The organism is Burkholderia sp. BCC0398, assembly GCF_902833245.1.
GTDB classification, from domain to species: domain Bacteria; phylum Pseudomonadota; class Gammaproteobacteria; order Burkholderiales; family Burkholderiaceae; genus Burkholderia; species Burkholderia sola.
On record NZ_CADFEM010000003.1, the window covers coordinates 452,704 to 466,553 of the forward strand.

A 13,850-nucleotide genomic window follows, 5' to 3' on the forward strand; every position below is an offset into this window, starting at 1 on the left:
TTTCGCTATCTGGTAAACACCTGACAGGGTTATCCCTCTTTTGAACGAGGTGATTTATACGGCTAAAAAAAAGGCCCGGGAAGCGCGCCGCGCCTGCCGGACCCCGGTTTCCACAAGATTTAACCATCCAATCCATGACGGCCGATACCGCACCGTTACGGACTGCTTCTCATTCAGTTTCAGCCAGCCGGATAAACGATCGTTTCGACGCCGTTTTCCGTGCCGAGCAAGCACAGATTCGCGCCGCGTTCGGCGAACAGGCCAACCGTCACGACGCCCGGCCATGCGTTCAGCTGCGCTTCGAAACCGCGCGGATCGGCGATCTGCAGGCCCTTCACGTCGATGATCTCGTTACCGTTATCGGTGATGTAGGGCGCGCCGTCCTTCGTCACGCGCAGCACGGGCACGCCGCCGAGCGCGGTCACGCGCCGGCCGATCGCGGTGCGCGCCATCGGCACGACCTCGATCGGCAGCGGGAACGCGCCGAGCACCGGCACGCGCTTGCTGGCGTCGGCGATGCAGACGAACGTGTCGGCCACCGACGCGACGATCTTCTCGCGCGTCAGCGCGCCGCCGCCGCCCTTGATCATCGCGCCGCCTGCGTCGATTTCGTCGGCGCCGTCGACGTACACCTGAAGCGACTCGATCTCGTTCAGGTCGAACACCTTGATGCCATGCGATTTCAGGCGTTCGGTCGTGGCGACCGAGCTCGACACGGCGCCGCGATAGCGCGATTTGACGGCGGCGAGCGCGTCGATGAAGCAGTTGGCGGTCGAGCCGGTGCCGACACCGATCACGGCGCCTTCCGGCACGTTCTGGATCACGTAATCGGCGGCGGCCTGGCCGACGAGGCGTTTGAGTTCGTCTTGAGTCATGGCGTGGTAATGCTGCGGGATTGCGGAAAACTGCCAGTTTACCGGAGTCGGCGGACGCCTCCGCGTTTTTCGGCGTGCGATACGCCGCGTAGTCAGCGCGTGTCGGCCGCCGGTGCGGGGGCCGCCGCTTGCGTGCCGGGGAAGTACTTGTCGAGCAGCGCCTGCGCGATCGCGTCGCTTTCCGCGTCCGGATTGCCCGCGTAATCGGACGGCCGGAAATGCATCTGGAACGCCGCGAACACGCGTTGCGTGCGCGTGTCGAGCACGCCGTCGGTCGGCACGTCGTAGCCGTAGCGCGCGAGCTTGAACTGCAGGTCGCGCACGTCGACCGGCGCGTGCGGGTCGCGGCCGCCGAGCCGCGCGGCGACGGTCGCGTCGTCCGGCCATGCGCCGACGCCGGCTTGCGCGAGCGCATGCCACGGGAACAGCGGACCGGGATCGATCTTGCGTTGCGGCGCGATGTCGCTGTGCCCGACCACGCGCGTCGGCGCAATCCCGTAGCGCGCGACGATGTCCTTCGACAGACGGATCAGCGCGTCGACCTGCTCGGGCGGATACGGCTGCCAGGTACGCTGCTGCGCGTCGAGCGGGCCGCGGTTCAGGTTCTCGATGCCGATCGACACCGCGTTCAGCTCGGTCGTGCGCTGCCACTCGCTGACGCCCGCGTGCCACGCGCGCCGCGCTTCCGGAACGAGCTGGTAGACGACGGGCATCCCGCGCTCGGTGCGCGGCTGCGGCGGGATGACGTAGTGCACGCTGACCGACTCGCCGGTCAGCGTGCGCAGCGATTTCGTCTCGTCGCTTTCGGTGTAATGCATCACGAGAAAGCGGATCCGCGAATCGGCGCCGCGCGCGTGCAGGCTCGTGTCGGCGTAGTAGGTGCCGCGTTCGACGAGCGACGGCGACGTGCAGGCTGCGAGCAGGCCGAGCACGGCGCAGGAGACGCCAACACGAAACAGGGTCATCGGTCGCGGGTTCCGCAGAGCCGCGTGCCGCGTTGCATCGCGGCGCGCGTCGTTCGGGTCATTCGACGCCCGCGCATCGCGCGCGGGACGGGGCAGCCCCGGGCTCAGCCCTTCACGCGCCGCTGGCGCACGGCTTCGTACAGGCACACGCCGCTGGCGACCGACACGTTCAGGCTTTCGACGCTGCCGGCCATCGGGATGCTCATCACTTCGTCGCAGGTGTCGCGCGTGAGCCGGCGCATGCCTTCGCCTTCCGCGCCCATCACGAGCGCGACGGGGCCGTCGAGCTTCGTGTCGTAGAGCGTCGCCGACGCCTCGTCCGACGTGCCGATGATCCACACGCCGGCCTCCTTCAGCTCGCGCAGCGCGCGGGCGAGGTTCGTCACCGTGATGTACGGCACCGTATCGGCCGCGCCGCTCGCCACCTTGGCCGCGGTCGCGTTCAGGCCGACCGCCCGGTCGCGCGGCGCGATCACCGCGTGCGCGCCGGCCGAATCGGCGACCCGCAGGCATGCGCCGAGGTTGTGCGGATCGGTGACGCCGTCGAGCACGAGCAGCAGCGCGGGCCCGTTGATCCCGTCGAGCAGCTCGGACAGGTTCTGCGCGAGCGGCATGTCCTCGACGCGCGCGACGACGCCCTGGTGGCGCTCGGTATGCGCGAGGCCCCACAGGCGCGTTTCGTCGGCCGCGATCAGCCGCACGCCCGCTTCCTTCGCGGTGTGCAGGAAGTCCTGCATGCGGCGGTCGCGGCGCGTCTGGTCGTACAGCACCTCCGCCACCGTCGATGCATCGTGCCGCAAACGTGCGGTCACCGCATGAAAACCGTAAAGAACCTTCAGACGTGACATGACTGGAACAACCTTCGATCAAACGTGCGGCCGCGCGACGTGCGCGGCCGCGATCCATGGAAAAGGAAAGCGCCGCGTGGCCGGCCGATGACCGGTGACGCGGCGTCTCTCGATACTGCGGGGCGTGCGCGTACGCCGCCCCGAACGCTCAATACTTCTTGCGGGCGCGGGCCTTCTTCGCGGTCGGCTTCGCGGGTGCGCCGCCGCCACCGCCGCCGCCCTTCTTCTTCGCGGCGCCACGCGCGGCGCGCGCTTCCTTCACCGCGACGCTCGGCGCGCTCGCGGCCGGCTTGCGACGCGGCGCGGCTTCGTCGACCGGCGGCAGCGCACGCACGCGCGGGCCGCCGCCGTTGCGATCGACGCCGGCAGCCGGCGCGGGCGACGGACGCGGCGCCTTCACCGGCGTATCGCGCACGAGGCGGAAATCGATCTTGCGCGCATCGAGATCGACGCGGCTCACCTGCACGCGCACGCGATCCGACAGGCGATAGCGGATGCCCGTGCGTTCGCCGCGCAGCTCGTTCTTGATCTCGTCGTACTGGAAGTAGTCCGAGCCGAGCTCCGTCACGTGCACGAGCCCTTCGATGAACAGCGTGTCGAGCTGCACGAAGATGCCGAACGACGTCACGCCGTTCACCATCCCGCCGTACTCCTCGCCGAGCTTGTCGCGCATGAAGTAGCACTTGAGCCACGCCTCGACGTCGCGCGACGCTTCGTCCGCACGGCGCTCGTTCGCCGAGCAGTGCAGGCCAAGCTCTTCCCAGATCGCCGTGTTCGAGCGCGAACGGCCGCGCGCTTCGTCGTCGGCCTGCTGCATCGCGCGGGCGCGCGGCGACAACGCGGTATTCAGCTCGAAGCCTTCCGGCGCCTTCGGCGCGTACTTCTTGCCCGACAGGATCGCGTAGATCGCGCGGTGCGTGAGCAGGTCCGGATAGCGGCGGATCGGGCTCGTGAAGTGCGCGTACGCCTCGTACGCGAGACCGAAGTGGCCGATGTTGTCCGGGCTGTAGACCGCCTGCTGCATCGAGCGCAGCAGCATCGGCTGCAGCATCTGCGCGTCCGGCCGGTCGCGGATCTGCGCCATCAGCGCCGCGTAGTCGCTCGCATGCGGCTTGTCGCCGCCGCCGAGCGAGAGGCCCATGCCGCGCAGGAACGCGCGCAGGTTCTCGAGCTTCTCCGGCGTCGGCCCCGCGTGCACGCGGTACAGGCCCGGATGCTTGTTGCGCTTCAGGAAATCGGCCGCGCAGACGTTCGCGGCCAGCATGCATTCCTCGATCAGCTTGTGCGCGTCGTTGCGCTGGCGCGGCACGATCTGCTCGATCTTGCCCTGCGAATTGCAGACGATGTAGGTCTCGGTCGTGTCGAAGTCGATCGCGCCGCGCTTTTGACGGGCGGCGAACAGCGACTTGTAGACGCCGTACAGATCCTGCAGGTGCGGCAGCAGGTCGGCGCGGCGCGCGGCCTCCGGCCCCTTCGTGTTCGACAGCACGGCCGCGACTTCCGTGTACGTGAGGCGCGCCGCCGAATGGATCACGGCCGGATAGAACTGGTATGCCTTGATCTCGCCGCGCCCGGTGATCACCATGTCGCACGCGAGCACGCAGCGATCAACCTGCGGATTCAGCGAACAGAGGCCGTTCGACAGCTTCTCCGGCAGCATCGGGATCACGCGGCGCGGGAAGTAGACCGACGTGCTGCGCTCGAGCGCGTCGGCGTCGAGCCCGCTACCCGGTTGCACGTAGTGCGACACATCGGCGATCGCGACGATCAGCCGGTAGCCGTCGCCGCGGCCGACCTTGACCGGCTCGCAGTAGACGGCATCGTCGAAGTCGCGGGCGTCCTCGCCGTCGATCGTCACGAGCGGCACGTCGCGCAGGTCGACGCGGAAACGCAGGTCGGCGGGGCGCACCTTGTCGGGCAGCGCGGCGGCTTCGTCGAGCGCCGGCTGGCTGAATTCGTGCGGCACGCCGTACTTGCGCACCGCGATTTCGATTTCCATGCCCGGATCGTCGATGTCGCCGAGCACTTCGACGACACGGCCGAGCGGCTGCGAATGACGGCTCGGGAAATCGGTCAGCTCGACGACGACGACCTGCCCGACCTTCGCCTTCTTCACGTTCTGCGTGATCAGGATGTCGTGGCCGATGCGCTTGTCTTCCGGCGCGACGATCAGCGCGCCGTTCTCGTTCAGCAGGCGGCCGATCACGCGCTTGTTCGCGCGCTCGGTGACTTCGACGACATGCCCTTCCGGCCGGCCGCGGCGATCGTAGCCGACGATCCGCGCGAGCACGCGGTCGTTGTGCATCACCTTCTGCATTTCGCCGTTCGGCAAGAACAGGTCGTCCTGGCCGTCGTCGCGGATCACGAACCCGTAGCCGTCGCGATGCCCTTGCACGCGCCCTGCGACGAAATTCGACGGATGGGTCAACTGGTAGTGGCCGCGCTTGTCGAGGCGGATCTGGCCGTCGCGCTCCATCGCGGCGACACGCCGGAAGAACCCCTCGCGCTCCTGACGCTTGATCGACAGGGCTTCGGCGATGTCGTTGGCGGCCAGCGGCGCGTCGCTCGTACGCAGCACGCCGAGAATCTCTTCACGGCTCGGAATGGGGTACGGATATTTGCTCAAGGGTTTGTCGATGATTGTTCTCGTTGCGTTGACTGATGGTGCACGGCATCAACATAGAGGTGTCCGTCTGACAGTTCTATATTGACGGCGGCGGGTCATTCTATCACCCGCCCGTGTCGCCAAATGACGGGAATGCCGCCGGCACGCGCGGCGGCAGCCGGTTTGCGATGCATCGCAAAAAAGCGTTGACAGGAATAATTGGGGCGCTATAATTTCGCTTCTTTGCAGCAAGCAGCTACTGCAAAACGTGCCCAGGTGGCGGAATTGGTAGACGCACTAGGTTCAGGTCCTAGCGGTGGCAACATCGTGGAGGTTCGAGTCCTCTCCTGGGCACCATCTGTTTTCTAAAAAGGTCGGCTTCTAGCCGGCCTTTTTTCATTTTCGGCCCAGGAAGTAAAGCGCCTGCGCGCCCGCCTTCCCTTTCATCGACTCACTGCGGCGGCCTCGTCAAAGCATGCGCTTCAGCACGCCGTTCTTCGACACGAAATGGTGCTTGAGCGCGGCGCCCGCGTGCGCGACCACCAGCAATGCCAGCAGATAGCAGCCGATCTTGTGCAGCACGAACCAGTGCTCGGTAACCGGCCCCGCGCTGAACGGCGTATTCACGTAAACCGCCCAGAACAGCCAGTAGCCGTCCGGCACCATCACGAAGCCGCTGAACAGCACGAACGCGACGAGCGCGTAAATCAGCGAGTGCACCAGATGCGCGATCGATCGCTGCTTCGAAGGAATCGACGCGATGTCGGGCGGCGTCCGGCGGAAGAACGACCACACGTAGCGCAGCGGAAACAGCACGATCAGGCTGCTCGCGAGCGACATGTTGAGCGTCGACACGAAACGCCAGACGTCCGGCTGGGTAATGAAGTGCAGCGAGAATCCGGCCACCATCGTGTACAGGATCACGACCGCGAAGATCCAGTGCAGTGCGCGGGAAAAGCGATCGTAGCGGCCGTCATCCGAAGACGCTTGCCGAAAACTGGTCTGAGAAACCGTATGCATGATTCATCCTTTATCGATTGCCATTGCAGTGTTGTGTTGGAACAGTGGATGAAATTATCGACGTCGATTCCGGTATGGATAAGCATCCTCAAAGATTTCAAAACGCCCGGTCCGGCGCTGGCCGGCGCGCGGACGAGCGCCGCGTGGCCGGCCGGCGTCAACGCATCTCGATCAGGAATGTCATCACGCCGTCGCCCGAACCCGCCGTCACGCGCTCGCCGTACTGGTAGTACTGCGCGGTGAACGGCAACGTGGTCGCGCCGACGGTCGCATCGCCGAGGCTGTGCCACGCATTCAACGCCACCGGCGCTTCGTCCTTCAGCACGCGGATCCCCACCCCTTGCGCGGCAGCGTCGCCATGCAGCTTCAGCACGTCCGCCGTGCCCGGCACCGTCTCGCCGAGCAACTGGATCGACAGCGGCGTCGGCCGCGCTTCTCCATACGGGCTGCAGGTCAGGTTGATCGCGAATTCCCGCGACGCACGGGTCGAGCCCGGACCATCGAAAGCGTTCGCGGGCACCGCGCCGAGCGGCACGACAAGATGCTTGGAATCGGTATTGACCGTGCAGGCGACACCGCGCACATAGCTGCTCGTGATGTGCTTGTGCACCACGTTGTGGTCGGGGTCGCCAATCGCGGCCGATGCATCGACGCTCAGCACCTGCCCCTGCAGGAAGCCGGGCGTCACCGGCCCGGTCTTGACGAGTTCCACGTCGATCACGTACTCGCGCGCCGTGCCATCGCCCGGATGCACGCCGAGCAACCCGTCGGTCTGGCCGCCGAGATCCTCGCCATCTCGCGCCACGCGAAGCGCGAGCCCGGGCAGGTTGCTCGCCCAGAGGTTCATGCCCGGCAGCGGACCGAACTCGCTCGCATACCGCAACGTGCGTGGCTCGGGCACGTTCTGGCCGTTGCGCGAGCAGGTGACGGTCAGCGTGAAACGCGCCGACGCGACGATGCCGCCGGCGTCGACACTGTCGGCCGCGATCGGGCCGAACTCGAGCGGATTGAAGTCTTCGGGCGCGCTCAGGCACGTGGCGAACGCGGGCGCCGTACCGAGCGTCAGCGCGACGAGTGCCGCCCAGCGGCGCAGACGCGCGGCAAATCGGAAAGTCGAGGGTTTCATGATCGGGATGACGAGGTTGACGCGGCGTCGGCCCGCAGCGCCGGATGCGCGCGCGAGCAGACGGCCGCGAGTTCGGGAAAATTGCGATGCGCGGTCGATTCGCCGATGTCGTACGACAGCGCGCAGCGTTCGTCCGCACGCATGCCCCAGCGCACGAGCAGGTCGCCGGCGCGGTCGATCCCCGTGACGAAGCCCTGACCGTTCGGGCCGACCATGCCGACCGCCTTGCCGTTCGCCGTCAGCACGGCCGCGCCGAACGGCACCGGCTTGCCCGCGTCGTCGACCAGATCGAGCATCAGGCGCCCGGCCTCGACCTCGAACGGCGCCAGCACGACCGCCCCGCGCGTCGGCACGACGTGCACGATCGCGTTGCGGATCTCGAGCCGGCGATCGAGCTCCGCGGTCCGCAATGCGATGCGGTTCTGCCGGTACGGCGTGACATGCGGCACGACCGCATAACCCGCGCGGTCGGTACGCACGCCGGCATGCGCCACCACGCCGACGCCGGCCGCGCGCTCGCTGCGCACGAGCGCGACGGTTTCGCCGAGCGGCTGCGACAACGTCACGCCGCCGCCGTGCACGAGCACGCCGCCCGCGGCACTGACCGATGTCTGCGAGCCGCCGCGCGCCTGGTTGTGGGTGGCCGAGAACTGGCCGGCCGTCGCCCGATAGTTCAGGTTCAGGGCGCCGCCGAGGCCGTTCGCCGATCGATCGGCGTCGACGCCATAGCTGAGGCTATCGTCGGCGAGCAGCGTGCCGAACACGCCCGCGCGCTGCTCCGTGCCGGCAGTGCCGGCGATCAGCGTCGCGCTGCCGTACGCGCGAGGCGCCGCCGTGCGCCCGCCGCCGATCGGAAGCGACAGGTTCAGCGACACCTGCCGGCTGCTCGCGCCGCGGGCGCGCGACTCGTGGCTGACGCTCACGTTGTACGACACGCGCGATACGCTACCCGAATAGCCGAGCTGCACCAGCCGGTCTTCCCCCGCGCCGTCGCGGTACGTGCGCCGGCTCGCGTTGACGTACAGCGAGCCCGCGCGTCCGAGGTTCTGCGACACGCTCAGCTCGCTGCGGCTGCGCTTGCCGGCGCGATACGCCCACCGGTCGACCGACGCCGCATAGCGCACTGCGACGTCGGACAGGCTGCGATAGCCGTCTGAATAATGATGGTGCGCGGCGCGCAGCTCGGTGCCGGTGGCCGCGAACGCCTTCGCGAACATCAGGCGCGCGGCGCTGCCGGCCCCCGCCTGCCCCGCGTGGTTCCGGTGGCGCGCATGCGTGACGTCGACCGACACCGCGCCCAGGCGCGCCATGTTGCGCGCGACCCCGGCCGCCAGCGCCGCATAGCCGCTCGCGAAGGTCGCGCCGCCGTAGATCGTCGTCTCGCCCGGCAAGCCATAGGCGGCGCTCGCCGACGCGAACCACTGCGGCCGGCCGGAATCGGCGCGCAGGCGGCCCGCAGCCGCGCGATACGACCACGCGTTCTGGCGCAGCAGGGTCGGAATACTCGCCGACGACTGAATGAAGCTGCGCGCCTGCCCGTCGGCCTCGATGATCGTCACCTCGAGATCCGCGTTCGACGCGACCGCATACAGATCGTCGATCTCGAACGGGCCGGGCGGTACGTAGCTGTTGTAGATCAGATAGCCGTTCTGACGGATCTCGACCTTCGCGTGGCTTTGCGCGATGCCGCGCACGACGGGCGCGTAGCCGCGCTGGCTGTCCGGCTGCATGGTGTCGTCGGACGCGAGCTGCACGCCCTGGAAGGCCACGCTGTCGAACACGCTGCCGGACGTGAAGCTGTCGCCGAGCGTCACGCGGCTGCGCCACGCGGGGATGTCGCGTTCGAGATAGGCGTTCGAGAACTGCGTCTGCAAACCGGACGCGTTGCGGTTCGCCATCGCGCTGCCGCGCAGGCGCCACGCGCCGAGGTTCAGGCCCGCGCGCACGCTGCCGTAGGCTTCCGTCGCGTGGCCCGACGGCAGGTCGCCGTAGCGCCGCTGCGCGGCGTTGACACGGTAGTCGATGCGCATCGCATCGATGCCGTTGTCCCAGCGCGACGGATCGACCGAGCCGCGCGGGACCCGCTTCATCTTCGCCTGCGGGACCGTCAGCGACAGCGCCTGGCGATCCGGGTCTACCGTGACGGTCGCGTCCGGCATCGCGTCGCGCAGGTTCATGCAAGCGGACGCATTGTCCTGTGCATCCGCGAGTCGCGGAAACGCCGCGAGATTCACGCCGAACGCATCGAGTTGCGCGGCGCTCAGGCACGGCCGTACCGATTCGTCGGGGGCGCCGCGCTCGAAGCGGATGTCGTTCAGGCCGTACGATTCGCCATTCACCGCCACCTCGACCGGATGGATGCCGGGCAGCAGCACGTTCGCCTCGGCGAACGCGTCGAGGTCCACGTCCGCCTGCGTGTTGCCGAACGCGAGGAACGCGGGATTGAATGCCGTCTGCGCGTGCGCGGACCCGCCGCCCGCGATCGGCAATCCGATCGCGAGGGTCGAGGCGAGCGCGAGCACGCATCGGCGCAGCAGGTGAAGGCGTCGTGTCATGAACGAAAGGCGCGGCGCGCGCCGGATGAACGCGCGCCGCGTGAGGTCTGAAGGATGAAAAGGTCGTAAAAGCGGATCGTGAAGCGCCCGTCGGCCGCGGCTGCGCGACCGCGTCGCATCAGGTGGCGTCGGCCGGCACCGTCACCGTGACGGTCGGCGTCACGGCGCCGTAGTCGTTGATCGTGCTGAACCGCAGCGCGACCGGCTGCGCCGGCAGCGCACGGAGGTTGCGCAGCGGGTAGGTCGTCGCCTGCAACGGCGGCGCCGTCTCGAGATCGACATCCTCGGTCGCCCCCGCATCGACGTCGATCTTCGCGAACGTGACGTGATAAGGCGTCGGATTGAACACCGCCAGCATCGCGCCGTCGCGCGACGGCACGATGCGCCAGGTCAGCGCCGCCGGTGCATCGGCCGCCGAGCCGGTCAGGCCCTGCGGGCGGTAGAACGCCTTGAGCCGCGTCTGGATCGCGATCTGCAACACGTTCTCCTGCTTCGCCGCGACCGGTATTTCCTTCACGTTCAGCCACAGCATCGACTCGCGATCGGCCGGCAGTGCGTGCTTGACGCGCATCACGCGCAGCAGGTTTTCCTTGCCGGGATCGAGCCGCGACAGCGGCGGCGTAACGAAGAACGGCGCTTTCGCGCCGGCCTGCGCGGGCCCGCCGTCGATCCACGCCTGCACGACATACGGCTGGCCGTCCGTGTTCTTCACGGGCACGACGGCCTCGCGCCGGTCTTCCTGCAGGATCACGCGGGTCGCGCCCACCACGATGCCCGCGAGTGCGCCGTGAGTCATGCACAGCCCGAGCATGCAGGCAAGCACGCGGGGTACGAAGCGATGCGTCATCGGCTGGCCCCCTCGGCTCAACGGTAGTTCAGCGTGAACGACGCCGTACCGTTCGCCTCGCCCGCCTCGGTCTGGTCCGACGTCGAAACGTAGTTCGCGGCGAAGTTCAGCACGTTGCTGCCCGGCGTCAACTGGAGTGTGTCGGATTCCGTATTGATGCCGATCTGCTTGCCGTCTTCGTGCATCAACTGGATACCGACGCCTTTCGCGTCGTCCTTGCTGCCGGTGCCGACCGCGAGCAGCGTCGCATCTTCGCCGTGCGACAGCCCTTCGAACTGCGCACGCACGCCGCTCAACTGCTCATTGCACTCGCTCAGCGCGATCTGGAACGGCACGCGACGGCTTTCCCGGCCCGCTTCGGCGAGCTGGTCGATACCGATTGCGCCGAGCGGCACCTGAATATTGCTGTTGTCGATCTTGCAGGTCGTCGCGACGATCTTGCCGTGGAAGTTCACCGTGCCGTCGGCCGCGAACGCGGACGTCGAACCGAATGCCGCCATCAGGGCGAGCAGCACGAAAGGTTTCTGGAACTGTTTCATCGAATGTCTTGGGGAAAAGTAAGGAGCTTCACTGCCGGTCCCGGACAGCGGAACCGTGAACCCGTCGAGTTCACAGGCATTATTCCGGCCCGGTCGCCGCCACCCAACAAATGTGAAGAGATCCTCAACGATCGCCCGACAGGCGCCGCACGCGCGCCGAGCGCGAGCGCGATCTCGCACCGGCGTGACCGAACGTGCCGTTCGAACCGGTGGAAAATGACAGAGAAAGAACAGGTGGATGAATGGATCGCGAAGCGCGCCGCCGCGCATCACGACAGCGTCGCGACGTGCATCGTTGCAATGCCGAACGGCGGCGGAAGGCCAGCGAGCCGAGGCGGTGCGCCACCCCGCGTCGCCGGATCGGGAGACGAAGCGGCCGCTATCCGGCCGGATGCTCAGGCCCGCTCGAGCCGGTATCCGTAGTTGTAGACCGTCGTGATCACGAGACCATTTTTTGCGCGCAGCCCGAGACTCGAGCGCAGCTTGCTCACGTAGGTGGCAAGCGTCGCGTCGTACTTCCGGTCGACCACGCCCCAGATGCGCTTGATCATCATGTCCTTCGACACGATCCGCCCGACGCTCTCGAACAGCATCAGCGCGACCTCGAACTCGCGCAGAGACAGTTCGACCGGCGCACCGTCCACGGTCGCGGCGTGCGCGCTCACGTCGAGCGCGAACTTGCCGACCTCGACGACCTTCGCCCGCTGCGTCTCGGGATAGTACTTGCGCGCCTGCGCGTTCACGCGTGCAACCAGCTCGCGCTCGCGCAGCGGCTTGATCAGGTAATCGTCGGCGCCGCTGTTCAGACCGAACACGATGTCGTTCTCGCCGTCGTGCTGCGTCATCATGATGATCGGCAGCGCGTCGGCGAACGATTCGCGCGCCCAGCGCATCACCTCGATCCCCGACTTGCCCGGCACGTCCCAGTCGAGCAGCAGCACGTCGACGCGCTGGGTGCGCACCAGTTCGATGAAGCCGTCGCCGTCGTGCCGCACCTCCGTGTCGTAGCCGGCCTTGTTGAGCCAGCCGGCCACGACGCCTGCCTGGGTCACGATGTCTTCAAGTATTGCGACAATCATGTTCGTCCTGATCTCAGTATGCCGCCCCGTCTCCCGGCCCGTTCGCCGCAGAGTCGACCGGAGCGGGCGGCAGATAAACAAAAGTCCATTCGCTGTACGCGCCGCTGTCGCCGAACGCGTCGTATCGCGCCGGGAAACCCTGGCGCTTCAGCGGTTGCCCGGGCGCCTCGCTGAACACGCCCATGATGCCGCCGTCCGGCGCCTTCACGAGCCCCCACTGCGTCGACCCGGTCAGCGGATCGGCGTACAGGCGCCGCAGGTGACGCACCGTCGGCAGCCCGCGACGATCCTCGAGCAGTGCGTCGAGCGACGCCGGATAGCGGCCGCCTCCCGCCGCATTGTAGTAGCTTGCGATCGCCGCGCGAAACTGGTCGCCGACGAACAGGAGCTGCGCCTCGCGGTCGCGCTGCTGCACCGTCGTCCAGATCCGCGCCGCCTGCGTCATGCCGAGCCCGAGCGCCGCGACCAGCATCAGCACGCCGAGATACGCGATGCCGCGCTGTCCGCGCAAGCCGCATCGCCGATCACCACGTCGCATAGTCGCTCCCGTCGAGCGCACGCCCTTTCGCCCCGCTCTTCACGTCCGCGATGCCACCCGTCTCGCCGGCCTGCGGCCGCCACGAGCCGCGCTTGCCGGTGACCGGATCGAGCGGCAGCTCGCGCAGGTAGCGCTGCTCGACCAGCGCATCGAGCGTGGCGGGATCGCGGCCGTGATCCGCCCGATAGTCGTCGATCGACTGGCGCAGCGTGTTCAGGTTGTGACGCAGCACCGTTTCCTTCGCGCGGTCGCTCTGCTTCAGGTAGCCGGGCGCGACGAACGCGGTGAGCGCCGCGATGATCGCCATCACGACGAGCAACTCGATCAGCGTAAAGCCGGCGGCGCGGCGCACACGACTACCACTGGTTGTACGGGACGCCATTGAGGCCCTCCTTGCGGTTGGTCGAGCGGATGTCGAACACGTCCTCACCGGAAGAAAACGAATCGGGATCGCTCGCGTAGCTGCGCGTTTCCCACGTGTCTTCGGGCGCCTTGCCGTCGCATTCGCACATCGGATCGGCGGGAATCTTGCGCAGGAAATACAGTCGCGCACCGTCCGTCGACTTCTTGTCGACGACGCCGTCGACGAGCGCGCGCAGGTCGGCCGGGTAGCCGCTCGCGTCGACGCTGCGCTCGATCCGCCCGTCGCTCGCCGCCTCCTTGTATGCATCGAGTGCCGAGCGGATCACGACCAGCGTACGGCGCAGCTCGGCCTCGTCCGCGCGCCGCTTGACGAGATCCGTCAACGGCAGCGCGACGGTCGCGAGCAACGCCAGCAGCGACATCGCCACCATCAGCTCGATCAGCGTAAAGCCGCGCGCGCGGGCACGTCGACGGACGCTCATGCGAAGCC

General features: G+C 67.6%; 13 protein-coding genes and 1 tRNA gene. 1 reads left to right on the forward strand and 13 read right to left on the reverse strand.

The features are described from left to right. Positions 1-179: 179 nt before the first annotated feature. From rpiA to rnr, 4 genes are all read right to left on the reverse strand, one after another. The gene (rpiA, locus tag HWX76_RS08690) at positions 180-875 is read right to left on the reverse strand and encodes a ribose-5-phosphate isomerase RpiA (RefSeq protein ID WP_050012546.1); all 696 of its coding nucleotides are present in this window, start codon (positions 873-875) and stop codon (positions 180-182) included. Positions 876-967: 92 nt separating this feature from the next. Continuing rightward, positions 968-1,840: an N-acetylmuramoyl-L-alanine amidase gene (locus HWX76_RS08695; protein WP_176015698.1), complete on the reverse strand. Its 873-nt coding sequence runs from the start codon at positions 1,838-1,840 to the stop codon at positions 968-970. A gap of 104 nt (positions 1,841-1,944) precedes the next feature. Beyond that, positions 1,945-2,688, reverse strand: coding sequence for a 23S rRNA (guanosine(2251)-2'-O)-methyltransferase RlmB (gene rlmB / locus HWX76_RS08700; RefSeq protein ID WP_050012544.1), 744 nt, complete (start codon positions 2,686-2,688; stop codon positions 1,945-1,947). A gap of 148 nt (positions 2,689-2,836) precedes the next feature. Continuing rightward, positions 2,837-5,314 (reverse strand): ribonuclease R, encoded by a 2,478-nt coding sequence (rnr, locus tag HWX76_RS08705; protein WP_050012543.1) that lies wholly within the window; start codon positions 5,312-5,314, stop codon positions 2,837-2,839. Positions 5,315-5,563: 249 nt separating this feature from the next. Here rnr and HWX76_RS08710 point away from each other — a divergent pair. Next, positions 5,564-5,650, forward strand: a tRNA-Leu gene (locus tag HWX76_RS08710). A gap of 111 nt (positions 5,651-5,761) precedes the next feature. On the opposite strand, the gene HWX76_RS08715 is transcribed toward HWX76_RS08710, so the two are convergent. The 9 genes from HWX76_RS08715 to HWX76_RS08755 all read right to left on the reverse strand — a co-directional run bounded on the left by HWX76_RS08715 (position 5,762) and on the right by HWX76_RS08755 (position 13,842). Continuing rightward, positions 5,762-6,313 (reverse strand): cytochrome b/b6 domain-containing protein, encoded by a 552-nt coding sequence (locus HWX76_RS08715; protein ID WP_050012542.1) that lies wholly within the window; start codon positions 6,311-6,313, stop codon positions 5,762-5,764. A 157-nt stretch (positions 6,314-6,470) separates the two neighbouring features. Then, positions 6,471-7,439, reverse strand: coding sequence for a fimbrial protein (locus tag HWX76_RS08720; protein ID WP_124630421.1), 969 nt, complete (start codon positions 7,437-7,439; stop codon positions 6,471-6,473). Further along, positions 7,436-9,994, reverse strand: a complete 2,559-nt coding sequence (locus tag HWX76_RS08725) for a fimbria/pilus outer membrane usher protein (protein WP_060733861.1) — start codon at positions 9,992-9,994, stop codon at positions 7,436-7,438. The genes HWX76_RS08720 and HWX76_RS08725 overlap by 4 nt, the downstream gene beginning before the upstream one ends. Before the next feature lie 118 nt (positions 9,995-10,112). Next, positions 10,113-10,841, reverse strand: coding sequence for a molecular chaperone (locus HWX76_RS08730; RefSeq protein WP_050012539.1), 729 nt, complete (start codon positions 10,839-10,841; stop codon positions 10,113-10,115). Positions 10,842-10,858: 17 nt separating this feature from the next. After that, entirely contained in the window at positions 10,859-11,380 is a 522-nt protein-coding gene (locus HWX76_RS08735) for a fimbrial protein (protein WP_050012538.1), read from the reverse strand. A 395-nt stretch (positions 11,381-11,775) separates the two neighbouring features. Continuing rightward, positions 11,776-12,459, reverse strand: coding sequence for a response regulator transcription factor (locus HWX76_RS08740; protein WP_050012537.1), 684 nt, complete (start codon positions 12,457-12,459; stop codon positions 11,776-11,778). Positions 12,460-12,472: 13 nt separating this feature from the next. Beyond that, a complete protein-coding gene (locus HWX76_RS08745) occupies positions 12,473-12,970 on the reverse strand; it encodes a type II secretion system protein (RefSeq protein ID WP_244137949.1) in 498 nt (165 codons plus the stop codon). Between the two features lie 13 nt (positions 12,971-12,983). Next, complete coding sequence (locus tag HWX76_RS08750) at positions 12,984-13,379, reverse strand: prepilin-type N-terminal cleavage/methylation domain-containing protein (RefSeq protein WP_050012535.1); 396 nt, start codon at positions 13,377-13,379, stop codon at positions 12,984-12,986. Further along, positions 13,354-13,842 carry a type II secretion system protein gene (locus HWX76_RS08755; RefSeq protein ID WP_050012534.1) on the reverse strand — a complete coding sequence of 163 codons (489 nt, stop codon included), beginning with the start codon at positions 13,840-13,842 and terminating at the stop codon, positions 13,354-13,356. The genes HWX76_RS08750 and HWX76_RS08755 overlap by 26 nt, the downstream gene beginning before the upstream one ends. Positions 13,843-13,850: the final 8 nt, after the last annotated feature.